Consider the following 23514-nt stretch of genomic DNA (forward strand, 5'->3'; position numbering starts at 1 on the left):
CGGTCTGAGTGCGCGTTGCACTGCTCGACAACGGCAAGAGCGACGGCGGGTAGTAGTTGCCGTCCGATGGCTGGCCGGCAGCCCTGCAGACGTCCTCCCAATCCGTGGCGAAACTGAACATGTGCAGGAAGCCCCAGTCGTACACGCACAGCGCCGCGATGAAGCACACGGTGACGCCGCACCATAGCCTCGCGTGCCAGTCGCGCCTGCCCGCCATGTCGCCCCCCGTGGAACCGATGCGCGTCGGCGCCGGAAACGCATTGTCATCGACCAGCGCTGGCCCGGCCAGGTGGTGAGGGCGCACGTTGGGGGTATTTGGCGGTTTTAGTGCGGTGTTTGTCTGCACAGCTGGCGATCTGCGCGCCTCCCTCTTCGCCACATGTGAGCATCTGGCGAGGTGCGGGCGGCTTCGGCTCGCCACATGTGAGCATCTGGCGAGGGGGCGACAGCTTCAGCCCGCCACATGTGCACCATTGGCGAGCGGCGAGGTCGTCCCCGCCGCCAGATGCGCACATCTAGCGGAAGCTGGCGGAGGGCGACCCACCTAAGCGTGCACATCTGGCGAGATCACCGCGCCCCACGCTCGCGGCATACGCGCTCAGGGCGGCTTGCGGCGCGGAGGCGGTCAGCTTCCGCGCCGTAGGAGACCCCTTGGCGGCCGGCACGCCCGCCTGACGGCGACCCCGTGACGGGCTGGGTGGCCGGCACGCCCGCCGGTGGCGGTGCCTGGGCGGGTCAGACCGCGAAGGTGCGCGCCGGGTCCGTGGTCGGCGCGGCCGGCTTGGCGCGCCAGAGGCGGGTCTTCTGGGCCGTCAGCCGGGCGACGTACGCCGGGTTGAGGATGAGGTAGCGGCGCCAGAGGCGGCGGGGCTCGAGACCCAGCCGCCACAGCCACTCCAGCCCGCGGGCCTGCATCCACGCGGGCGGGTTGCGCAGCTGTCCGGCGTGGTAGTCGAACGCCGCGCCGACCGCCATGATCGGCATGTTGAGCAGCGGGCGCATCGCGTGCGTGAAGATCTCCTGGCGCGGGCAGCCCAGACCGACGAGCAGGAGTTGCGCGCCGGACGCGGTGACCCGCTCGGCGATCTCGGCCGGCTCGCCCGGGTGGGCGGCGCGGAACTTCGAGGCCTCCAGGCCGGCGATCTTCAGACCCGGGTACTGCTCACGCAACGCCGCGACCAGCCGGCCGAGGGTCTCATCGGTCGAGCCGTAGAGGTAGACCGGCAGTCCCTCGGCCGCGCAGCGGGCGAGCACGCGCAGCGTCAACGCGGGGCCGTAGACGCGGTCGGTGAGGCCGGCGCCGTGCAGCAGGTTCAGCGCCCAGCGGACCGGCTGGCCGTCGGGGGTGACCACGTCGAACGAGTTGAGCCGCGCCTCGTGGGCGGGGTCGGCGACGCCGGTCATCACGCCGTGCACCGCGAGCGCGGTCAGGGCGAGCGGCCGCCGCTCGTGGGCGGCCGCGATGACCTTGTCCTCGGCGGCCTGGTAGTCGATGGCGTCGACGAGGACGCCCAGCACGTTGCGCTTGCCCTGGTCGATCACCGACGTCACCCCTGGGTGTTCGTGTTGGCCTGCGCGGCGGTCCAGGAGCCGGGGACCCAGCGCTCGACGTTCGCCTCGTAGATCTCCTGCATGATCATGGGGACGTCGTAGACCTGCTTCCACTCCGGGTAGTCGCGCGAGAACGCCTCGTTCGAGCCGATCCACCACTGATGGTCGCCGATCCGGTTCGCCTCGCGGTAGTCGTACACCATCTCATTGCCGCTGATCTTCTCGGCGATCTTGAACGCCTCGATGTTGGAGGTGTTCGAGTGGCGCCCGCCGCCGAGGTTGTAGACCGCGGCGCTGCGCGGGTTGCGGAAGAACGCCTCGAACGCGGCCACCACGTCGTGCGAGTGGATGGCGTCGCGGACCTGCTTGCCCTTGTAGCCGAACAGGTTGTAGGTGCGCCGCTCCATGTTGCAGCGCATGACGTAGCCGAGGAAGCCGTGCAGCTCGGTGGCCGAGTGGGCCGGGCCGGTGAGCGTGCCGCCGCGGAAGCAGACGGTCTTCATGTCGAAATAGCGCCCGTACTCCTGCACCATGACGTCCGCGGCGACCTTGGAGGCGCCGAAGACCGAGTGCAGGCACGCGTCGATCGACATGTCCTCCTTGATGCCCTGCTCGTAGGCGTGTCCCGGCTCGATCTCCCAGCGCGTGTCCAGCTCGACGAGCGGGAGCGAGTTGGGCCGGTCGCCGTAGACCTTGTTGGTCGAGCAGTGGATGAACGGCGCGTCCGGGGCGTACTCCCGAACGTTCTGCAGGAGGTTGAGGGTGCCGACGGCGTTGACGTCGAAGTCGGTGAAGGGGTCGCGGACGGCCCAGTCGTGGCTGGGCTGCGCAGCCGTGTGGATCACCACGGCGATGTCGCGGCCATAGCGCTTGAACAGGTCCGTCAGCGCGTCGCGGTCGCGGATGTCGGCGTCGACGTGGGAGTACGCCTCACCGAGCTCGTTGGTGAGCCGGAGCACGTTCCAGGCGGTGGACGCCTCGGCCCCGAAGAACTGCTTGCGCATGTCGTTGTCGACGCCCACGACATCGAGGCCGAGGCCGGCGAAGTGCCGGACCGCCTCGGAGCCGATCAGGCCGGCCGAGCCGGTCACCAGAGCCACGCTCACGCTTAACCCTCCTTCGTCGGGACCTGCGCCAGGCCAGGAGTCTAGTCAGGCCCGTCCGGACACGCCCGACCGCCGGATTCACGACAGCGATGGTCACAAAAAAGCCACAAGGCCCCGGCGGTTGCCGAGGCCTTGATGTCCAGTTCGTGCCCGACCCTGCGGGTCGGACGGTTCTGGTGGGGAAGGGGGGAGTTGAACCCCCACGCCCTTTCGGGCACACGGACCTGAACCGTGCGCGTCTGCCATTCCGCCACTTCCCCGACGGACGTTGTGACCTGAAAGAGGATAAACCCCGTACAGTGCGGTCGTCGATCGGGTTCGGGAAATCCAGTCCGTCGAGACCGCGCGCCACAGCGCTTGGAGACAGTAGCATGCACTGGCCGATCGCCGCGCATACGGCTGGTGCAGAGGGCAGATACCATCATGTCCTCGAAAGCGAGGAGGACCGGTGAGCGTGCTGCAACGCTTTGAAAAGCGCTTGGAAGGCCTGGTTGAGGGGGCCTTCGCCAAGGTGTTCAAGGGGGTCGTCCACCCTGTGGAGATCCTCAACGCCATGCAGCGGGAGGCGGAGGCCCATAAGGCGATCTTGGCCGGTGGGCGCACGCTCGTGCCGAACCGCTACGTGATCGATCTCTCGCCCTACGACCACAGCCGGCTGGCGCCCTACGCGGCGGCCCTCGCCCAGGAACTCGCCCAGTCCCAGGCCGAGTTCATCGGCGAGCAGGGCTGGACGGTCTACGGCGACGTGATCGTGGAGATCGAGCGGGGGGACGGCCTCGACACGGGCATGTTCCGGGTCACCGCCGAGGTCTACACGGGCGCCGACATGGCCCCGCCGAACCCGTACGACCAGGGGGGCATGCAGGGCGGTTACGGCGGCGGGCCGTACGCGGGCCAGCAGGCCGGCGGCGGCTACGGACCGCCCATGGGCGGTGGTGGACCGGCGCGCAACGCCCGCCTCGTGTCCAGCGACGGCCGGACGTACCCGTTGTCCATCGGCTCCACGGTGATCGGTCGGGGTGACCAGGCCAATCTTCGCCTGCCCGACGTCGGCATCTCGCGCCGCCACGCCCGCATCGACTTCGACGGCGCCCAGGTGGTCCTCACCGACCTGGGTTCGACCAACGGAACGTCGGTCAACGGTCAGCGCGTCTCCGCCGTGGCATTGAATCCGGGTGACATGATCCAGCTCGGAACGACCACCCTCACGTTCCGAGTGGACGGCTAACCGCCTTGCCCGAAATCGTCCTCACGGTCGCCCGGTACGGGTTCCTCGTCCTGCTGTGGATCTTCGTATTCACAGTGGTCGGGGTGATCAGGCGTGACCTTTTCTCGGGCAGCCGGGCATCCCGGCTCGTGGCGGCGCCGCGGGGGGTCGGCGTTCCGTCCGGGCAGGGACGACCCGCGAAGGTCAAGCGGGGACGTGCCGCGCACAACCTCATCGTGACCGAGGGTGCCCTCGCGGGCACCCGGTTGACCCTGGGCGAACAGGCGATCTCGATCGGCCGCGCCGAGGACTCCACCCTCGTCATCACCGACGACTACGCCTCGGCCCGGCACGCGCGGCTGGTGCCGCGCAACGGGCAGTGGTTCGTGGAGGATCTCGGTTCGACCAACGGGACCTATCTGGACCGCACCAAGGTCACCGCACCAACCCCCGTACCCCTCGGCGTGCCGATCCGCATCGGGCGCACATCTATTGAGCTGCGGCCATGACACTGACCTTGCGTTACGCGGCGCGGAGCGACCGCGGTCTGATCAGAGGCGGGAACCAGGACTCCGTCTACGCCGGACCGCGCCTGCTCGCCGTGGCCGACGGCATGGGCGGCATGGCCGCCGGCGACGTCGCCAGCAACATCGTGATCGCCAACCTCGCGCACCTCGACGAGGACGCGGTCGGGGACTCCCCGATCGACGACCTGCGGCGCGCGGTCCAGGCGGCCAACCAGCAGATCCGGGAGACCGTCGAGGCCAACCCGGCGATGGAGGGCATGGGCACCACGCTGACCGGCATCCTCCACGCCGGCAGCAAGTTCGGCATGGTGCACATCGGCGACTCCCGGGCGTACATGCTGCGCGACGGGCAGTTCACCCAGATCACCCGCGACGACACGTACGTGCAGCTGCTCGTCGACGAGGGCAAGATCACTGCCGACGAGGCGAACACCCACCCGCAGCGCTCCCTGCTCATGCGGGCCCTCGACGGCCGGGACGTGGACCCCGAGTTCTCGGTGCGCCAGGCCATCAAGGGCGACCGCTACCTCCTCTGTAGCGACGGCCTGTCCGGCGTGGTCAGCGACGAGACGATCGCCGCCACCCTCAAGGAGTACGCGGACCCCGACCAGTGCGCCGAGCGGCTCATCCAGCTCGCGCTGCGCGGCGGCGGGCCGGACAACATCACCGTCGTCATCGTGGACGTCACCGACGCGGACATCGTCGAGTCGGCGCCCATCGTGGCCGGCGCGGCCGCCGCCGACCGGGGCATGGCCACCTCCGCCGACGCCTCCATGTCCTCGGCCCGCGCGGCCGAGTTCGCGGCGCCGCGCACCAGCGCGCCGCCGGAGGAGGAGCCGCAGGCCCAGGCCGACGAGGAGCGCCCCGCGCGCCACCCGGTCCGCACCACGCTCCTGCTCCTGGTGGTCCTCGCGGTCATCGGCGGCGGCGCCTGGTACGCCTGGCACTACACCCAGACGAGGTACTACGTCGGCGTGACCGAGGACGGCACGGTCGCGATCTTCCGGGGCATCCCGGGCCAGGTCGCGGGCTTCGACCTCTCCACGACGGACTACCTCAGCAACATCCGGGTCGAGGACCTGACCGTCTTCGCGCAGGCCGAGGTCCGCGACGGCATCACGGCCGACAGTCGCTCCGACGCCCGCCAGCGCCTCGATGACCTGCTCAACCCGCAGAACCGCAATCTTCTCCCGCTGTGCCCCACGGCGTCCCCGAGCGCGCCCGCGTCCGGTCCGGCCGCCGCCACCACGGCCCCCACGGCAAGCGCGTCCGCGGCGCCCACGACGGACGCGCCACCGTCCGGACCTCCCGACTGCCGGCCGGTCGTCCGCTGACCCGATGCCCCGTCCGACCGAGCCGCCCGTGCCGAGCGTGAGGAAGCCGAGACTGTGACCGCACCCGCCGTACCCATGCCGACCCCGGTCGTGACGACCGGGTCGGTGCGGCGTCCGCGGACCCGGCGCAACGTCGAGTTGGCGCTGCTGATCTTCGCCATGATCGTCGTGGCCCTGTACTCGGCGTCCGTCGAGGCCGGCATGATCCAGAAGGTCACCCCCGACTTCTGGGTGCCGATCGGCGCCACCTTCGTGATCTTCCTCGGCATGCACTTCGCGATCCGCTGGCTCGCGCCGTACGCCGACCCGGTGCTGCTGCCCGCCGTAGCGCTGATCAACGGGCTGGGCGTCGCGTTCCTGCGCCGGCTCGACCTGGGCGCCGCGGCGGCCGCCGAGCGCGCGGACCTGAGCCCGTTCACCGGAGACTCGGTGCGCCAGCTGTTCTGGACGGCGGCCGCGGTCGTCGGCGCGGTGGTGCTGCTGTTCCTCATGCGCGACCACAAGTCGCTGTCGCGGTACGCGTACACGCTCGGGCTCGTCGGCATCGTGCTGGTGCTGATCCCGGCGGTCCTGCCGGCACGGTTCTCGGCGATCAACGGGGCCAAGCTGTGGATCAAGGTCGGCCCCGAGGACGACCCGTTCTTCTCCATTCAGCCGGGTGAGTTCGCCAAGATCTGTCTGCTCAGCTTCTTCGCGTACTACCTGGTCCGCAAGCGCGAGGTGCTGTCGCTGGCCGCCAAGCGGATCGCCGGTATCGACTTCCCGCGGGCCCGCGACCTCGGCCCGGTGCTCGTCGTCTGGCTGGTCAGCCTCATGGTCCTCATCTTCGAGAAGGACCTGGGCACCTCGCTGCTGTACTTCGGCATGTTCGTGGTGACGCTCTACATCGCCACCGAGCGGGTCAGCTGGCTCATCATCGGTCTGCTGCTGTTCTTCGGCGGTGCCATCTCCGCGTACTTCCTGGGCGCGTCGATCGGCGGGCCGTTCGCCAACTTCTACGACCGGGCCAACATCTGGCTCGACCCGTTCGCGACCGCCGACACCACCGGTTACCAGCTGGTCCAGTCGCTGCTCGGGCTCGGCACGGGCGGCATGTTCGGCGTCGGGCCGGGCGCCGGCCTGCCCTACCTGGAGGACTACGACCAGTACGTGCTGCCGGCCGTACACAATGACTTCGTCTTCGCCGGGCTCGGCGAGGAGATCGGCCTGTTCGGGCTGACCGCCCTGCTCGCGGTCTACCTGCTCATCGTCGAGCGCGGGCTGCGTGCCGCGATCACCGTGCGCGACTCGTTCGGCAAGCTGCTCACCGGCGGCCTGTCCTTCACGCTGGGGCTGCAGGTCTTCGTGATCATCGGTGGCATCAGCCAGCTCATCCCGCTCACCGGTCAGACCACCCCGTTCCTGTCCGCCGGCGGCTCCTCGCTCATGGCGAACTGGCTGCTCGTCGCCGTGCTGCTGCGTGTCTCCGACGCGGGCCGCACGCCGGTCACGCTGGGCTCGGGTGGCGGCGGGGTCGTGGCGCCGCCGCAGAAGCTGGCCGAGATCCCGACGGAGGTCGTCCGGTGAACGCGCCGCTACGCCGGGTCGGCGTCGTCGTCATGGTGCTCTTCGGCCTGCTCTTCGCCAACCTCAACTGGCAGCAGGTCTACAAGTCCGACGACTACCGCACGGACGACACGCACAACCACATCCGGGTCCAGGCCCAGGAGTACGAGCGCGCGCGGGGCCAGGTCGTCGTGGACGGCTCGCCGGTGGCGAAGAGCGTCGAGACCACCGACACCCTCAAATACCTCCGGCAGTACCCGGGCGGCGCGGCGTACGCGCACGTTGTCGGCTACAAGTCGGTGGACTTCGGCGCCACCCTCGTGGAGCGGATGGAGAACGACTTCCTGGCCGGCACGGCCGACTCGTTCCTCGACGACCGCATCGCCGAGATGTTCACCGGCAAGGAGTCGCCCGGCGGCAACACCCTGCTGACGCTCAAGAAGGGCGTGCAGGAGACGGCGTACAAGGAGCTGCGGGACAACCAGATCGGCGCCGACCGCGGCGCGGTGGTGGCGCTCGACGCGACGACCGGCGCGCTGCTGGCCGCGACCTCCACGCCGTCCTTCGACCCGAACAAACTCACGATCCACGACTCGGGCGCGGTGCGCGAACAGATCAACAAGCTGGAGAAGGACCCGGACAAGCCGCTGCTCAACCGCGCGTTCTCGGAGATCTTCCCGCCGGGCTCGACGTTCAAGGTGGTCGTTGCCGCGGCGGCGCTGGAGAACGGCGTCAAGCCGGACACCGTGCTCAAGGGCGGCTCGGGCTACCAGGCGCCGGACACCCAGCAGGTGATCCGCAACGCGCCCGGCGTGGTCTGCCCCGAGAACATCACGCTCAAGCAGGCCCTCACGGTCTCGTGCAACACGGCGTTCTCCCGCTACGGCGTGGAGCAGCTCGGCGCGGACAAGCTGAAGGAAGCCGCGAAGTCCTTCGGCTTCGAGGAGCAGACGACCTTCACGCGCGACGAGAAGAACACGATGAACGTCGCGATCAGCGAGACCGGCAAGATGGAGGGCCCGGACGGCAACGTCGACCGGCCCGCGCTCGCCCAGTCCTGCATCGGCCAGCGCGACGTGAAGATGTCGCCGCTGCAGGGCGCCCTGATCGCCGCGGCGATCGCCAACGGGGGCGACCAGATGCGCCCGTACATCATCGACACGCTGCAGGCGGACGCCCGCGCGGTCTACCACGCCCAACCCAGCGTCCTGCGCAAGCCCATCAACGGCGACGTGGCTGCCCAGCTGCGGGACATGATGACCAACGTGGTCGAAAACGGCACCGGCCGCAACGCCCGCATCGACGGGGTGCAGGTGGGCGGCAAGACCGGCACGGCGCAGAACGGCGACGCGCCCGACCACGGCTGGTTCATCGGGTTCGCTATCAAGGACGGCAAGAAGATCGCGGTCGCGGTGCTGCTGCAGAACGCGGGCTCTGGTGGCAGTGCCGAGGCGACCCGCATCGCGGGCGAGGTCCTGAAGGCGGCGCTGAAGTGACGCGACTGCGAGCGAGGTCTCGATGATCAGTCCAGGAACGGTCCTCGGCGGTCGCTACCGCCTCGAGGAGCGGATCGCCAGCGGCGGTATGGGCGACGTGTGGCGCGCCGTCGACGACGTGCTCGGCCGCACCGTGGCGGTCAAGGTGCTGCTGCCGGCGCTGCTGGAGGAGCCGGGCTTCGGCGAGCGCTTCCGCGGCGAGGCCCGCACGATGGCCACCATCAACCACTCCGGCGTGGTCGACATCTACGACTACAGCAGCGAGTCCGCCGTCGGGTCGTACCTGGTCATGGAGTACGTCGACGGCGACGCGCTGTCACGCACGCTGTCCCGGGTCGGCCGGCTCACCCCGGCCCGCACCATGGCGCTCGTGGCGCAGGCCGCCGAGGCGCTGCACGCCGCACACGTCAAGGGCGTGGTGCACCGCGACGTGAAGCCGGGCAACCTGCTCGTGCGGCCCAACGGCACGCTGGTGCTCACCGACTTCGGCATCGCCCGCGCCGTGGGCGCCGCCCAGCTCACCGCCGCCGGGTCGGTGCTTGGCACGGCGGCGTACATCTCGCCCGAGCAGGCGATGGGGCAGCAGGCCACGCCACTGAGCGACATCTACGCGCTGGGCATCGTGGCGTACCAGTGCCTGTCGGGGCGGCGGCCGTTCGAGGGCGACAACCCGCTCGAGATCGCGATGCGGCACGTGCGCGAGGTGCCGCCGCCGCTGCCGCCCGACATCCCGATGCCGGTCCGCGTGATCGTGGAGCGGGCGATCGCGAAGGAGCCGACGGCCCGCTGGCCCGACGCCGCGGCGTTCGCCTCGGTGGCCCGCCGCGCGGCGGCCACCCTCGCCGCGGCGGCCCGCCAGGTCCAGGCCGGCGTCGCCCCCGGCACGCCGGTGCACGTCAGTGGTGCCCCGGCCGGTGGTGCCGCGCCGGTCAGCGGCGGTCAGCCGGGCGTGCCCGGGCAGCCGAGCGCCGGTCAGGTCTCCCCGGGCGTGGTCTCGCCGGGCCTGCCGCCCGGTCAGGTCGCGGCCGGTCAGGTGCCGGGCCAGGCGTCCCCGGGCCAGGTGCCGGGCGTCGGCCAGATGCCCGTGGCCGGTCAGGCCAGCCCGGCCGGCTACCAGGGCCGGGTCGCCCCGGGTGTGGCCGCGGTCCCGGTCCCGCCCGTGGCCAACCAGTACCCGGCCTCGCCGGGCCAGCCGTACGGGACGATGCCGGGCCAACCGGCGGGCTACCCGGTCGGCTACCCACAGCAGCAGTACGGGGGACAGCAGCAGCCGACGAGCAGCCGCGCGGGCCTGGTCATCGCGATCATCGTGGCGGTCGTCGTGGTCGCCATCTGCATCGGTGCGGCGATCGCCCTGTCCAACAACAACACCGGCGCGTTGGGTGTGGACCCTCACGGCCCGGTGCCGGCGGGTATCAGCGCGCTCGCGATGATGGGCTGACAGAGTGGTACGGACAATGCGGGACGACAGCGAAGGACGACGGACGAGATGACCGCCCAGGCTCCTCTCCTCGGGGGGCGGTACCAGGTTGGTGAGCTGCTCGGCTACGGCGGCATGGCCGAGGTCCGTCGCGGCCGCGACCTGCGTCTGGGCCGTGATGTGGCGATCAAGCTGCTGCGCGCGGACCTCGCCCGGGACGACACCTTCCAGATGCGCTTCCGCCGCGAGGCCCAGAACGCGGCGGCGCTCAACCACCCGGCGATCGTCGCCGTCTACGACACGGGCGAGGAGCGCGGTCCGGCCGGCGAGTCGCTGCCGTACATCGTCATGGAGTACGTCAACGGCCGGACGCTGAAGGAGGTCCTGGCGGCGGAGGGGCGGCTGCAGCCGCGCCGCGCGCTGGAGCTCACCGCCGAGATCTGCGCCGCGCTGGAGTTCAGCCACCGGCACGGGATCATCCACCGGGACATCAAGCCCGGCAACGTGATGGTGAACCAGAACGGCCAGGTCAAGGTCATGGACTTCGGCATCGCCCGGGCCCTGGCCAGCGGCGCGTCCACCATGACCCAGACGAGCGCGGTCATCGGCACCGCGCAGTACCTGTCGCCGGAGCAGGCGCGCGGCGAGGCCGTCGACGCCCGCAGCGACGTGTACGCGACGGGCTGCGTGCTGTTCGAGCTGATGACGGGGCACCCGCCGTTCGTCGGCGACAGCCCGGTCAGCGTGGCGTACCAGCACGTCCGGGAGGACCCGAAGCCGCCGAGCCTGAGCAACCGCGACGTGCCGCCGGCAGTCGACGCGATCGTGCTCAAGGCGCTCACCAAGAACCCGCTCAACCGCTACCAGAGCGCCGCCGAGATGCGTGCGGACGTGCTGCGCGCGGCCGCCGGCCGCCCGGTGCACGCCGAGCCGGTGCTGCCCGTGGACGAGGCCGGGCCGACGCAGGTCCTGCGCAACCCGACCGGCGCGACGCGGCAGATCCCGGCCCGGGTCGGCGACACCCGCCGCCGCAAGGCCAACGGCTGGGCGATCGCCGCGCTCACCGCCCTGGGCATCCTCGCCGTGGTGGCGCTGACGGCCGGGCTCATCATCATGAACCTGCCGAAGAAGGCCGTCGTCCCGACGGCCACCGGCATCCCGATCGACGACGCCAACCTGAAGGTGACACAGGCTGGCCTCGTCCCCAAGCCCGAAGCGTTGCAGCAGACTGGCTGCACGCTGCAAGAGGTGCTCAACCAGTCCCCGGAGCCCAACACACGGGTCGACAAGGGCACCGAAGTCGTCCTCCGCTACTGCGTCGGTCCCGAGAAGACGACTGTGCCGAACATCCTCAAGGCGGACAAGGCGAACGCCGAGGAGCAGCTCAAGGGCCGGGGCCTCGAGCCGGTGTGGAAAGAGATCGACAGCGCCCAGGAGAAGGGCACCGTCGTGGACACCGACCCCAAGCCCGGCACCGAGCTGCAGAAGGGCTCCAAGGTCACGGTATCCCTCTCCCGCGGCAACATGAAGAAGGTCGACAACGTCATCGGCTATACGCAGGACGGGGCGACCGCCGTCCTGCGGACGGCCGGTTTCAAGGTCAATGTCGAGGACCGGCCCACGGACGAGGAGTCCCAGGTGGGCAAGGTGGTCAGCCAGGATCCGGACGGCGGGGAGATCCTGAAGGAGGGCACGACCATCACGATCTACGTGGGCGTGGCGGAAGAGCCCAGCGCGCCGCCGACGTCCAGCGAACCCACCGCCCCGCCGACGTAGGCCTCGGGGCGGTCGGGTCGGCCGTCAGGCGAAGGCGGCCACGCGGCGGGTCTCGACCTCGGCGGCCAGCGCTGGGGCGCGGTCCAGCGCCTCGGGCAGGCCGCAGGCGGCGAGCCAGTTGGCCAGCATGAGGTGGCCGCCCTGGGTCAGCACCGACTCCGGGTGGAACTGCACGCCCTCGATCGGCATCGTGCGGTGGCGCATGGCCATGATGACGCCCGACTCCGTCCGGCCCGTGACCTCGATCTCGTCCGGGAGGGTCGACTCGACGACGGCCAGTGAGTGGTAGCGGGTCGCCGTGAACGGCGACGGAAGGCCCGCCAACACGCCCACGCCGTCGTGGGACACCTCGGACGTCTTGCCGTGGAGCAGTTCGGGGGCCCGGGTGACGGTGGCCCCGAACGCCTCGCCGAACGCCTGGTGGCCGAGGCACACCCCGAAGATCGGCAGTTGGCCCGCGTACTCCTTGATGAGGTTGAGGCAGATGCCGGCGCGGGCCGGGGTGCCGGGCCCCGGGGACAGCAGGACCCCGGCCGGGCGCAGGGCGCCGACCTCGGCCACGGAGATCTCGTCGTTGCGCCGCACGTCGCACTCGACGCCGAGTTGGCCGAGGTACTGCACGAGGTTGTAGACGAAGCTGTCGTAGTTGTCGATCACGAGTACGCGCATGGGAGTCCTCAACGGTGGCTCGGCGTAGCTGACGGGTCGACGATGTCCGGGTTCTGCGAGGCCGGAGTGTCCCCGGACTGCTCGACCTGGACGTCGTCGAACGGCAAAAGGGGCTCCACGGCAGGGAACGCCCAGAACCACAGGATCGCAACCGAGATGACGGTGAGCAACACAGATCCCGTGATCTTGCCCGGAAGTCCGAACGGGAGCTTGCGCCAGATCCAGCTGTACATGATCAGCTCCTCAGGGCCTCGGGGAGGCCGTCCTTGCGGGGCGAGCTGCCCTTGAGTACGGCGTGGACGATCAGGCGGTGGTAATTGTCCCACTTCGGGTCGCAGGTGGTGATGGTGAGCATCGCGGTGTCGGGCTTCTCGTTGGGATGGCCGGGCACGGGAGCGACCACGTTGACGTCCGTGGGTTTGACGATCTTCCGGGTGGTCACCCGGTACGTGTAGAAGGTCGTCTGCGTCTCGACGACGATCTCGTCGCCGACGTTCATCTTGTCCAGATCCCAGAAGATCGCCGGGCTGCGGTGGCCGGCCACGGCGAAGTTGCCCAGCTCGCCGGGCTTGGCGCTCTTCGGGTAGTGCCCGGGCGCCCACTTGATGTCGGCGAGGCTGACGCCCTCGACCACGACCCAGTGCTTCTTCAGCTTCGGGATGTAGAGACGCGCGATGGCCCAACCGGGCGGCGCCTTGCCCGCGCTGGGCGCGGCCGTGGTCGGGCCGTGGCTCGGGTCGCCCGAGTCGCCCCAGATCTGCGCGAGCTGCTTGTCCAGGTCGTTCTGGTGCTGCTGGACGATGACGGCCTTACCCCAGATCTCGTACGCCGCGAAGAGCAGCAGCACGAGGCCGGCTGTGATGAGAAGCTCACCGAGCGTCCGCACCCCGGTCCGGACCACGTCACCACGGGTGCGCGCCGGCGGCCCGGCGGTTTCCGACACCGGGGCCGAAACCGGCTCCGGATCATCGTCGCCGATGCGTCGGGAGGCGTAATACGTGGTCGGAGGCATGCTGGAGCCTAACCGGCGACCTGGGCATGATCCAGGTCGACCGACCCCGAGTACGCCGGGACGGTGATGTCCCCCTGCGTGGAGACGTCGTAGCCGAGGCCCCAGAGCCGGGCCGCGTCGGCGAACGCAAGCACGCCGTCGGAGACCTCCAGGGCCCGCCGCATCGCGTTGGGGTCGCCGATCGCCTTGACCACGAACGGCGGCGAGTACACCTGGCCGTGCAGGAGCAGGGTGTTCCCGACGCAGCGGACCGCGCTCGTGGAGATGACCCGTACGTCCATGATCGTCATGGCCTCGGCGCCGCCGGCCCACAGGGCGTTGACGACGGACTGGACGTCCTGCTGGTGCACGACGACATCGTCCACGTCCGCGCCGGCCGGCACGCTGCCGTCAGGTCGTCGGGGCGCGTCGTCGAGGCGAACGGTCAGGCCGGGGCCGTGCAGCGCGGTGAAGCCGGCCTCCTGCTTGAGCGCGTTCGCGCGGGCGCGCTGCTCGGCGATGCCGGAGTCGGAGCCGGCCTGCGCGCCCGTCTGGGCGTCGATGTCGGCCCGGAGCGAGGCGGCCTGCGCCTCGCCGGCGGCAACCTGCTTGCGGCGCTCCTCGATGAGCCGGGTCAGCTCCGGCCCCCGGTCGTCGCGCAGGGCGGTGCCGGCGGCGGTGTGCGCCGTGGTGGTCATGAGGAGCCCGGCGAGCAGCGCGATCAGTGGGACGAGGAGTGACCAGCCGGGCCGCCGGCGGCGGGGCAGGAGCACGCGTCCGGCCCGCTTCGCCGCCTCGCGCCAGGTGGCGCCACGCGCGGATGTGTACTCCAACACACTCTCTTCCATCCCTCAGGACCAGCTCAGGCACACCGACGTGACGCCCGGTTGGCCGTGGCGGACGCGCTGCCATTACGCTAGCCCTCAACCATTATTCACAGGGCGCCTCGGCGGTCATGGATATGGTCTCCGATGTCCCTCAGGAGAGCCCGTGCCTAAGTCATCAGTTCGCAAGAAGAAGGTCTACACTGCGCCGCCGGAGATGCGCCCGCAGTCCACGGCCGCGGCCCACAAGCCGAGCCCGCCGTGGGTTGCCGGGACCGCGCTCGGTCTCGTGGTGTTCGCCATCGTCTGGCTGGTGGTCTACTACCTGTCCAGCGGTTGGGCCGACTTCGGCGACAGCTTCAACTTCCTGTACGAGCTGCGCTACTGGAACCTGCTCATCGGTTTCGGTGCGATGGTCGCCGCCCTGGTGATGTTCACCCGCTGGCGCTGACCGGCTCGGCGTACCGATAAGGTGTGGTCTGCCCCTTCTTTCAAGGGCGCACCTTCTGGTTACTCGTGGGTAACTAGAAGCGGTAGGCTCAGCACTTTCCGGTAGCGCAGGAGGCTCAACCATGGGTGCGGTCCAGATCGTCGCCACCGTGCTCGCGGTCGCGGTCACCGTGGCCGCGATCGTGCTCGTGGTCCGGGCCGTCCGGCGCATGATCGCGGTGATCAAGCTCGGCCAGCCCGACCCCGAGCGGTTCGCGGACAAGGGCCGGCGCACCGGTGCCATGCTCACCGAGATCGTGGGCCACACCCGCATGCTCAAGTGGACCCCGGTGGGCGTGGCGCACTGGTTCGTCATGGTGAGCTTCGTGCTGCTCTCGACGCTGGTCGTCGGGGCGTACTTCGAGGTGGTCGAGCCGACCGCGCACATTCCGCTGATCGGCGCCTGGAGCGTGTACGGCCTGGTCACCGAGGTTTTCAGCGTGCTCGCGGTGCCGGCCATCCTCTACCTCATGGCGGTCCGGCTCATCAACCGGCCGAGCCGCGGCAAGTCCCGGTTCACCGGCTCCACCATGTGGCAGGGCTATTTCGTCGAGTGGATCATCCTGCTCGTCCTGATGTGCGGCCTGATCATCCGGGGCCTGCTCGCGGCTGCCGACGAGCTACCCTTCCCGACCTGGGCCGCGCCGGTCAGCCACGCGCTCGGCAACCTCCTGCCCGCCAGCCTCACGGCCGTCACGGTGGTCGCCTGCATTAAGATCATCATCTCGATGACCTGGGCGATCGTCATCGGCCTCAACCCCACCATGGGCGTGGCCTGGCACCGTTTCTCCGCCTTCTTCAACATCTTCTTCAAGCGCTCCGGTACGGCCGACAAGCCGGCGCTGGGCGGTCTGCGGCCGATGATGAGCGGCGGCGTGCCCCTCGACTTCGAGGAGGCCGACCCGGAGAAGGACCAGTTCGGCGTCAACCAGGTCGAGCAGTTCACCTGGAAGGGCCTGCTCGACTTCACCACCTGCACCGAGTGCGGCCGCTGCCAGTCGCAGTGCCCCGCCTGGAACACCGGCAAGCCCTTGTCGCCGAAGCTGCTCGTGCTCAGCCTGCGCGACCACGCGTACGCCAAAGCTCCTTATCTGTTGGCGGGCGGCGGCAAGGACCTGACCGGGGAGGAGAAGGGCACCGCGGAGCAGCTCGCCGGCGTCAACGTGCTGGCGCTCGCCGAGGCCGACCGGCCGCTGATCGGCGACGCCTCCGCCGGCGGCGTCATCGACCCCGACGTGCTCTGGTCCTGCACCACCTGCGGCGCGTGCGTCGAGCAGTGCCCCGTCGACATCGAGCACGTCGACCACATCGTCGACATGCGCCGCTACCAGGTGCTCATCGAGTCGAACTTCCCCAGCGAGGCCGGCGTCATGCTGCGCAACCTGGAGAACAAGGGCAACCCGTGGGGCGCGCCCCCGCAGACCCGCGCCGACTGGACCAAGGGCCTCGACTTCGAGGTGCCCGTCGTCGGCGAGGTCGACGACTTCGAGTACCTGTTCTGGGTCGGCTGCGCCGGCGCGTTCGAGGACCGGGCCAAGAAGACCACCCGGGCGGTCGCGACGCTGCTGAACGAGGCCGGCGTCAGCTTCGCCATCCTCGGCGAGGGCGAGACCTGCACTGGCGACCCGGCCCGCCGCATGGGCAACGAGTTCATCTTCCAGATGCTCGCCCAGCAGAACGCCGAGACGCTCAACGAGGCGGGTGCCAAGAAGATCGTGGCCACCTGCCCGCACTGCTTCAACACCCTCAAGAACGAGTACGCCCAGGTGGGCTGGACCGGCGAGGTCGTGCACCACACCGAGCTGCTGTCGCACCTGGTCGCCACCGGCAAGCTGACCCCCGTGCAGCCGATCGACGGCGGCGTCACCTTCCACGACCCGTGCTACCTCGGCCGGCACAACCGCGTCTTCACGCCGCCGCGCGAGGTCCTCGGCTCCGTCGCGCCGGTGACCGAGATGCCGCGCAACTCGGAGCGCTCCTTCTGCTGCGGCGCCGGCGGCGCGCGCATGTGGATGGAGGAGCGCATCGGCAAGCGCATCAACATCGAGCGCGTCGAGGAGGCGCTGGCCACCGGCGCCAACACGATCGCGGTCGGCTGCCCGTTCTGCGCCACGATGCTCGGCGACGGCGTGACCGCCAAGAAGTCCACCGGCGCCGCCCCCGACTCCGTCGAGGTCATCGACGTCGCGAGCGTGCTGCTCCGCTCGATCAAGGGCTGATCATTGATCCGGTTGACGCCGGTCGTGGAGCGCTGGTCCTTCGACTGCCCGTTCTGGGTCGTTGAGCAGGATGAGTTCTACGTGCCGGTGCCGCGGATGCCGACCCCGGGCCAATCGGGCGCCGTTCTGTGGGCGCTGATCGGGCCGGCCGCGACCGGGGACGACGGTGCGGTCACCGCCACCGAACCGGCGGCGGCGGTCGAGGCGTATCTCGCGCTCGATGACGCCTTCGTCGCCGGGGGCCTGCGCATGACGAAGGGCGAGTGCGTCATCGACCCCGGTTGCTGCGCTGACCTCGGCGAGTGGCGTGACTGGCAGCGGGTGGTGGCCGGCTACGAGATCGACCTGGGACACAGCCCCACCCCGTTCGTGGAGCACCGCGGCCCGACCGTGCGGGTCTGGTCGGACGGCGGGCACGCGCCGGCGGAAGGGCCCTTCGATCCCGCCACGCCGTATATCGACATCGCGCGTGCGGACCTGCCCGTCCTGCTGCACGCCGTTCAGCAGGACCTCATGGGCTTTCACGCCGCGATCCGACCGTGGGTCGAGGACCTGGTGGGTCCCTTGGCGCAACCGTTGCTGGCCGCCGTTGACCAACGACTCTTGATCAGCGCGCCGCTGCGCTGAGCCCGGCTACTTCTCGTCCCAGCGGATGGCGGCGAAGACGAGGGCGAGCACCACGCCGGCGGCGAGAATGCCGAACTTGCCGGCCCGGCGCAGCTCCTTGAACTGCGTGCGGCGCAGCGTCGGGACGGCCTTGACGCCGGCGACGTAGTCCTTCCGGGCCCGCTTGGCGCGGGTGAAGCTGGAACCGACGATCATGCCGAAAAACACGGCGAGCAATGCCCCGCCGACGAACATCTGCATCCGTACCCTCCGAACGCCTTAGAGGGCCAGCATTCCGGGTGAATCCGACGATGGCAATCGCCAAATCGGCCTAGATCGCTACCCGCCCATCGTTCGTAGCGGCGAACCCGCACCGTGGTGCCCGATGCGCGCTGTCGCTCGAGCGCGACTCGCCCACTGTGCACATGTGGCGGGGTGGGGACGGGCGTGCTTCGCCACCAGTGCACATGTTGCGCTGGAGCCGGCACCCGCACGGCGACGCACTGCCAAAGGCGACCCCCTTGGCGGGCACGAGCGGGTGGTGCCGCCGGCGGTCAGCCCTTGGTGAGCGGGGGCGCCGCGCGGGGAGGGGCAGGTCGGGGTGGCAGGTGGTGCCGGTGGGCGCGTAGCGGGTACATGCGAGAATTCGGGTCGAATCGAGGGGACCGGGTGTTCGTCGAAACCATCCTGCCGTTGCTGGCGTTCGCGTTGCTCACGGCCGGCAACGCCGGATTCGTGGCGGCCGAGTTCTCGTTGGTGACGGTCGACCGGGCCGAGGTCGACCAGCTGGTCGCCGCCGGCGACGCGAAGGCGCGTACGGTCCGCAAGGCGCTGCGGCAGCTGTCGTTCCAGCTGTCCGGCGCCCAGCTCGGTATCACGATCACCGCCCTGCTGACCGGTTACCTGGCCGAGCCGGCCCTGGCGAAGCTGTTCGCGCCGCTCGTCGAGCCGATCGCCGGGGGCGCCACGGAGGGCGTCGCGCACTTCCTGGCGCTCGCCCTGGCGACCCTGCTCTCGATGCTCTTCGGCGAGCTGGTGCCGAAGAACGTCGCGCTGGCCCGGCCGATGCCGACCGCCCGCCTGACGGCCGGGCCGCAGCGGGCGTTCTCGGCGATGTTCAGGTGGCTGATCCTGGGCCTGAACAACTCGGCGAACTGGATCGTGCGCCGGTTCGGCATCGAGCCGCAGGAGGAGCTGGCCAGCGCCCGGTCGCCGGAGGAGCTGGGCCTGCTCGCGGCGTACTCGGCGAAGGCGGGCGCGTTGCCGCACGAGACCGCGGTCCTGTTGCAGCGGACCATCCGGTTCGCTGACAAGCGCGCGGCCGAGGCCATGACGCCCCGCGTGGACGTCCTGGCCGTGGCGGCCGACGAGACCGTCGCGGCGGTGCTGGCCACGGCGCGTTCGTCCGGTTACAGCCGGTTCCCCGTGTTCGAGGAGACGCTCGACCAGGTGGTCGGCGTGGTCACCGTGATCGACGCGCTGACGATCCCCATCGCGGCCCGCGAGACGACCCTGGTGCGGACGGTCGCCCGTGAGCCCGTACTCGTGCCGGAGTCGCTGGACCTCGACGGCGTGCTCGCCACGCTGCGCGCGGGCGGCAGCGACCTGGCCATCGTCGTCGACGAGTACGGCGGGACGGACGGCGTGGTCACCATCGAGGACCTGGTCGAGGAGCTGGTCGGCGAGATCACCGACGAGTACGACCTGGCCGAGCAGGCGCCGGAGCGCCCGCGCCTCGCCGACGTGGCCGGCCCGGGTTCGGAGGTCACGGCGGCGACGCGCGAGCGGCGCTGGCTGGTCGACGGGGTGCTGCGCGAGGACGAGTTGGCCGAGCTGACGGGCTTCCGCATTCCCGAAGGGCCGTACGAGACGCTTGCCGGTTTTCTCATGGCGAGGCTGGGGCACATCCCGGCCGGCGGGGAGACGGTCGAGGAGCTGGGCTGGGAGTTCACGGTCGTCGACGTGGACCGCCGCCGCGTCGAACAGGTCCTGGTCGTCGGCCCGCAGGCCCTCGACGACGAGGAGGAGGACAAATGAGCCTGTTGATCAGTGTCCTTCTTCTCCTGGGCAACGCGTTCTTCGTCGGCAGCGAGTTCGCGGTCATCGCCTCGCGGCACACGGTGGTGGAGCCGCTCGCGGCGACCAGCCGGGCGGCCCGGTTGGCACTGCGGGCGATGAACCAGGTGCCGCTCATGATCGCCGGCGCGCAGCTGGGCATCACGATCTGTTCGCTGGGCCTCGGCGCGCTCGCCGAGCCCGCCCTGGCGCATCTGCTGGAGGCGCCGTTCGAGGCGATCGGCCTGCCGGCCGCCGCCGTGCACCCGGTCGCGTTCGTGCTGGCCCTGGGCATCGTGGTCTTCCTGCACACGGTCGTGGGCGAGATGGTGCCGAAGAACATCACGCTGGCCGGCCCGGAGCGGGCCGTGCTGGTGCTGGGCCCGCCGTTCCTCGGCTTCTGTCTGCTGACCAAGCCGCTCCTCGTCGCGATGAAGTGGCTGTCGAAGACGATCCTGAAGATCTGGAGCATCGAGTCGGCGGACGCGGTGAAGACGGTGTTCACGGCCGAGGAACTGGCGAACCTGGTGACGCAGGCGAGCACCGAGGGCCTGCTCGCGCCCGTGGAGCACGAGCGGATCACCGGCGCCCTGGCGCTGCACCGGCGGACGGCCGGCGACGCCCTGCTGCCCTGGTCGGCGGTGACGACGGTGCCCGAGGACGTGTCGCCCGCCGAACTGGAGGTGCTGGCGACCTTCTCGGGGCGCTCCCGGTTCCCCGTCGTGGGTCGGGCGTCGCGGCGCGTACTCGGATTTGTGCATGTCAAAGATGTTCTCGGGGTGAGTGGTCCGGACCGGCGGCTGCCGATCGACGGCGAGCTGATCCGCCCGCTGGCCGTGGTCCCACCCGACCGGTCCCTCGCGGAGCTGCTCATCGCGATGCGCCGCGAGCGCCGGCACATCGTGCTCGTGAGTGACGGGCACGCGCCCCTGGGCGTGGTGACCCTGCACGATCTACTCGGGGTGATCCAACCGCTACCCGCGTGACACCGTTCGCTCACGCATTGCGACCACCCGCTACACCCGTTGTGCTGCAACGCTTTTTGAATTCCATCGAAAATCATTCATGCGTATCCGACGGGTTGCGGGCGTGGCGGCGACTCCCTAATGTGAAGGACCGTCCGGCTGTGACGAGGCTGACCTCCCGGTGGCCGCGGTCGGATGCCGCCTAATCGTCGCGAGACGAATCGGGGACCCACCTGGTGTCAGATGGGGTGAATCCGCGGCTTCCCCCGCGGTAGGGCCTGCTCTTCCCGCCCGAACCCGTCAGCTAACCCGGTCGGCGGTGAGGGAAGAAGGAGTCGGTTCGTCGTGGCCACCCCCGCCCGCGTCCACAGACCCTTGCGCGTCGCCGTCGCCTCGATGGCGGCCGTCGCACTTGTGCTCTCCTCCAGCGCCCGCGCCCACGCGGCCGATCCGAGCGTCGGTGACGTGGAGAAGCAGATCACCAAGCTCTGGAACGAGGCGGAGCCGGAGATCGAGCACTACAACAAGATCCACGAGCAGTACAAGAAGAACAAGGCGAAGCTCGCCGCGCTCCAGAAGAAGATCGATCCGCTGGAGCGGCAGGTCGACCTCGCCCAGATCCGCATCGGCGTGGTGTCGGCCCAGATCTACAAGGGCGGCCAGGCGAGCGCGATCAATGCGGTGCTCTCCAGCGGCGAGCCGGGCCACCTCGCCGACCAGCTGTCGCTGCTCGACCAGCTGGCCCGCGAGCAGCAGCGGCAGATCTCCGGCGTCTCCGAGCTCAAGGCGAAGTACGACAAGCAGAAGGCCCCGCTGGACGACATCGTCGCCAAGCTCGCGGCGCAGGACGCGGAACTCCTGAAGAAGACCAAGGAGATCGAGAAGAAGCTCGCCGAGCTGCAGGCGCTGCGCCGCAAGCTTTACGGCACCACGGGCACGCTCGGCAACTACCGGCCGTGGCCGTGTCCCGCCGAGGTCCTGCCGACGAAGGGCTACAAGGCCGCGAAGTGGGCCTGCAGCCAGGCCGGCAAGCCGTACGTGTGGGGCGCCGACGGGCCGGGCAGCTACGACTGCTCCGGGCTCACCATGCGGGCGTGGGAACAGGTGGGCGTCTACCTGCCGCACAACGCCGCCTCGCAGCGTTCGTCGATCAAATCCGTGACGCGGGCCAACCTGCAGGTCGGTGACCTGGTCTTCTACAACGGTCTGGCCCACGTGGGCATCTACGTCGGGGACGGCAAGGTCATGCACGCCCCGACCTCGGGCGACTATGTCCGCATGGCGGAGATAGGCGGGCCCGGCAGCATCCACAGCTACGGCAGACCCAGCTGACCCTTCGCGAGACCCCCAGCTGATGGCGGGCGTCTGGCACGTCGGACGGCCGCCATCGCTGTATCGGGTCAGGCGGCCGCGGCCACCGGTTTGCCGGTCCAGACGCGGATGATGTCCCGGACCGAGATGATGCCGAGGACATCGTCGCCGTCGAGCACGACCAGGTGCCGGAAGCCGCCCCGGACCATCGCGGCGGCCGCCTCGTCCAGGGTCCAGTCGGGCCCGGCGTAGACGACCTCCCACGTGATATGTCCCGCGGAACGCTCGACGTCCGGATCCAGCCCGGCGCCGAGAGCGTTGAGAATGTCGCGCTCGGTGATGATCCCGACACCCTCGCCGTCGGGATCCTCGATGATCGCAGACCCGACGCGCCGGGCTGACATCAGTTGCGCTGTCTGGCGCAGCGTGTGGTCGGGACCGACAATCAGCACGGATTTGGACATAGCGTCACGGACCTGCATACGCATCACCCCTCCGAACGCACGGTACGGCCATAGTGACCCGGAGGAGGGCAACTCTCAAGAGTTCAGTTCATTCGCGACGGATAGGCCCTAGGGTCGCGCAGGATTGCTCACACCCGTGCCCGTTCACCGGTCCGTTACCCTGTCCTCACCCACGTATCCCCTCCGTGGCATCCAGATGAAGGAAACCTGATGATCGGACTCGTTCTCGCCGCCGGCGCCGGGCGCCGCCTGCGCCCGTACACCGACCACGTGCCGAAGGCACTGATGGAGGTCGACGGCGCGACGACGATCCTGGACATCGCCCTGCGCAACCTCGCCGAGGTCGGTCTGCGCGACATCACGGTCGTCGTCGGGTACGCGGCGGAGGCTGTGACGGAGCGCCAGGACCGTCTCGAGAAGGAGTACGGCGTCCGCCTGACCTTCATCCACAACGACAAGGCCGAGGAGTGGAACAACTGCTACTCGCTCTGGCTCGCCCGGGAGGCGTACGCGAACGGTGCCCTGGTGGTCAACGGGGACACTGTGCACCCGGTGAGCGTGCAGCGCACCCTGCTGGCCGCCCGCCAGACCGGTGACGCCGGCATCTACGTGGCCCTCGACGACCAGAAGAGCCTCGCCGACGAGGAGATGAAGGTGATCACGGACGCCGACGGGCGCCTCCTGAAGATCACCAAGCTGATGGACCCGGCCGACGCGTCGGGCGAGCACATCGGCATCACCCTCATCGAGGCGCACGCCGCCGCCGACCTGACGAACGCGCTGGAGACGGTCTGGAAGGCCGAGCCGCACCTCTACTACGAGGACGGCTACCAGTTGTTCGCCGACCGGGGCGGCAAGATCCAGACGGTCAGCCTCGGTAAGCTCGACTGGGTGGAGGTCGACAACCACGACGACCTCGCCCGGGCCCGCGAGATCGCCTGCACCTACGGGGAGTGATC

The 23514-nt window shown here is 69.9% G+C and carries 22 protein-coding genes, 1 tRNA gene and 1 riboswitch; of the genes, 14 read left to right on the forward strand and 9 right to left on the reverse strand.

From position 1 onward, the window contains the following. Positions 1–735: 735 nt before the first annotated feature. The 3 genes from ABD211_RS02560 to ABD211_RS02570 all read right to left on the reverse strand — a co-directional run bounded on the left by ABD211_RS02560 (position 736) and on the right by ABD211_RS02570 (position 2917). Positions 736–1542 carry a WecB/TagA/CpsF family glycosyltransferase gene (locus ABD211_RS02560; RefSeq protein WP_344125760.1) on the reverse strand — a complete coding sequence of 269 codons (807 nt, stop codon included), beginning with the start codon at positions 1540–1542 and terminating at the stop codon, positions 736–738. 5 nt (positions 1543–1547) lie between these two features. After that, complete coding sequence (locus ABD211_RS02565) at positions 1548–2657, reverse strand: NAD-dependent epimerase/dehydratase family protein (protein ID WP_344125762.1); 1110 nt, start codon at positions 2655–2657, stop codon at positions 1548–1550. A gap of 174 nt (positions 2658–2831) precedes the next feature. Beyond that, positions 2832–2917 (reverse strand) — tRNA-Leu (locus tag ABD211_RS02570). Positions 2918–3105: 188 nt separating this feature from the next. Here ABD211_RS02570 and ABD211_RS02575 point away from each other — a divergent pair. From ABD211_RS02575 to pknB, 7 genes are all read left to right on the forward strand, one after another. Continuing rightward, positions 3106–3885, forward strand: a complete 780-nt coding sequence (locus ABD211_RS02575) for an FHA domain-containing protein (RefSeq protein ID WP_344125764.1) — start codon at positions 3106–3108, stop codon at positions 3883–3885. A 5-nt stretch (positions 3886–3890) separates the two neighbouring features. Beyond that, positions 3891–4373 (forward strand): FHA domain-containing protein FhaB/FipA, encoded by a 483-nt coding sequence (locus tag ABD211_RS02580; RefSeq protein WP_344125766.1) that lies wholly within the window; start codon positions 3891–3893, stop codon positions 4371–4373. After that, entirely contained in the window at positions 4370–5725 is a 1356-nt protein-coding gene (locus ABD211_RS02585; protein ID WP_344125768.1) for a protein phosphatase 2C domain-containing protein, read from the forward strand. The genes ABD211_RS02580 and ABD211_RS02585 overlap by 4 nt, the downstream gene beginning before the upstream one ends. Before the next feature lie 75 nt (positions 5726–5800). Continuing rightward, entirely contained in the window at positions 5801–7291 is a 1491-nt protein-coding gene (locus tag ABD211_RS02590; RefSeq protein WP_344125952.1) for an FtsW/RodA/SpoVE family cell cycle protein, read from the forward strand. Next, complete coding sequence (locus ABD211_RS02595) at positions 7288–8766, forward strand: peptidoglycan D,D-transpeptidase FtsI family protein (RefSeq protein ID WP_344125770.1); 1479 nt, start codon at positions 7288–7290, stop codon at positions 8764–8766. Before ABD211_RS02590 ends, ABD211_RS02595 begins: the two co-directional genes overlap by 4 nt. A gap of 22 nt (positions 8767–8788) precedes the next feature. Beyond that, complete coding sequence (locus ABD211_RS02600) at positions 8789–10207, forward strand: serine/threonine-protein kinase (protein ID WP_344125772.1); 1419 nt, start codon at positions 8789–8791, stop codon at positions 10205–10207. Positions 10208–10255: 48 nt separating this feature from the next. Beyond that, complete coding sequence (gene pknB, locus ABD211_RS02605) at positions 10256–11962, forward strand: Stk1 family PASTA domain-containing Ser/Thr kinase (RefSeq protein ID WP_344125774.1); 1707 nt, start codon at positions 10256–10258, stop codon at positions 11960–11962. Between the two features lie 24 nt (positions 11963–11986). Here pknB and ABD211_RS02610 read toward each other — a convergent pair whose 3' ends face one another. From ABD211_RS02610 to ABD211_RS02625, 4 genes are read right to left on the reverse strand one after another with little or no spacing between them, the layout of a single operon-like run. After that, positions 11987–12631, reverse strand: a complete 645-nt coding sequence (locus ABD211_RS02610) for an aminodeoxychorismate/anthranilate synthase component II (protein ID WP_344125776.1) — start codon at positions 12629–12631, stop codon at positions 11987–11989. A gap of 8 nt (positions 12632–12639) precedes the next feature. Then, positions 12640–12864, reverse strand: a complete 225-nt coding sequence (locus ABD211_RS02615; RefSeq protein ID WP_344125961.1) for a hypothetical protein — start codon at positions 12862–12864, stop codon at positions 12640–12642. A gap of 2 nt (positions 12865–12866) precedes the next feature. Beyond that, positions 12867–13643, reverse strand: coding sequence for a class E sortase (locus ABD211_RS02620; RefSeq protein WP_344125778.1), 777 nt, complete (start codon positions 13641–13643; stop codon positions 12867–12869). An 8-nt stretch (positions 13644–13651) separates the two neighbouring features. Then, complete coding sequence (locus ABD211_RS02625; RefSeq protein ID WP_344125955.1) at positions 13652–14455, reverse strand: DUF881 domain-containing protein; 804 nt, start codon at positions 14453–14455, stop codon at positions 13652–13654. Between the two features lie 157 nt (positions 14456–14612). On the opposite strand from ABD211_RS02625, the gene ABD211_RS02630 reads away from it, so the two are divergent. The 3 genes from ABD211_RS02630 to ABD211_RS02640 all read left to right on the forward strand — a co-directional run bounded on the left by ABD211_RS02630 (position 14613) and on the right by ABD211_RS02640 (position 17781). Continuing rightward, the gene (locus ABD211_RS02630) at positions 14613–14897 is read left to right on the forward strand and encodes a cell division protein CrgA (RefSeq protein ID WP_344125780.1); all 285 of its coding nucleotides are present in this window, start codon (positions 14613–14615) and stop codon (positions 14895–14897) included. A 121-nt stretch (positions 14898–15018) separates the two neighbouring features. Then, positions 15019–17154, forward strand: a complete 2136-nt coding sequence (locus tag ABD211_RS02635) for a (Fe-S)-binding protein (RefSeq protein WP_344125782.1) — start codon at positions 15019–15021, stop codon at positions 17152–17154. 12 nt (positions 17155–17166) lie between these two features. Then, positions 17167–17781 (forward strand): hypothetical protein, encoded by a 615-nt coding sequence (locus ABD211_RS02640; protein WP_344125784.1) that lies wholly within the window; start codon positions 17167–17169, stop codon positions 17779–17781. A gap of 6 nt (positions 17782–17787) precedes the next feature. Here the strand turns inward: ABD211_RS02640 and ABD211_RS02645 are convergent, their stop codons facing one another. After that, positions 17788–18021: a hypothetical protein gene (locus ABD211_RS02645; protein WP_344125786.1), complete on the reverse strand. Its 234-nt coding sequence runs from the start codon at positions 18019–18021 to the stop codon at positions 17788–17790. Between the two features lie 375 nt (positions 18022–18396). On the opposite strand from ABD211_RS02645, the gene ABD211_RS02650 reads away from it, so the two are divergent. The 3 genes from ABD211_RS02650 to ABD211_RS02660 all read left to right on the forward strand — a co-directional run bounded on the left by ABD211_RS02650 (position 18397) and on the right by ABD211_RS02660 (position 22112). Then, positions 18397–19797 (forward strand): hemolysin family protein, encoded by a 1401-nt coding sequence (locus ABD211_RS02650; RefSeq protein WP_344125788.1) that lies wholly within the window; start codon positions 18397–18399, stop codon positions 19795–19797. Beyond that, positions 19794–20801, forward strand: a complete 1008-nt coding sequence (locus tag ABD211_RS02655) for a hemolysin family protein (protein ID WP_344125790.1) — start codon at positions 19794–19796, stop codon at positions 20799–20801. Before ABD211_RS02650 ends, ABD211_RS02655 begins: the two co-directional genes overlap by 4 nt. A 168-nt stretch (positions 20802–20969) precedes the next feature. Further along, a riboswitch (cyclic di-AMP (ydaO/yuaA leader) is annotated at positions 20970–21114 on the forward strand. Positions 21115–21125: 11 nt separating this feature from the next. After that, positions 21126–22112 (forward strand): C40 family peptidase, encoded by a 987-nt coding sequence (locus ABD211_RS02660; RefSeq protein ID WP_344125792.1) that lies wholly within the window; start codon positions 21126–21128, stop codon positions 22110–22112. Positions 22113–22180: 68 nt separating this feature from the next. Here the strand turns inward: ABD211_RS02660 and ABD211_RS02665 are convergent, their stop codons facing one another. Beyond that, entirely contained in the window at positions 22181–22573 is a 393-nt protein-coding gene (locus ABD211_RS02665; protein WP_344125794.1) for a CBS domain-containing protein, read from the reverse strand. Between the two features lie 192 nt (positions 22574–22765). On the opposite strand from ABD211_RS02665, the gene ABD211_RS02670 reads away from it, so the two are divergent. Continuing rightward, positions 22766–23512: a phosphocholine cytidylyltransferase family protein gene (locus ABD211_RS02670; RefSeq protein WP_344125796.1), complete on the forward strand. Its 747-nt coding sequence runs from the start codon at positions 22766–22768 to the stop codon at positions 23510–23512. The last annotated feature ends 2 nt before the right edge of the window (positions 23513–23514 follow it).

The organism is Luedemannella flava, from assembly GCF_039528515.1.
In the GTDB taxonomy this organism is placed as follows: domain Bacteria; phylum Actinomycetota; class Actinomycetes; order Mycobacteriales; family Micromonosporaceae; genus Luedemannella; species Luedemannella flava.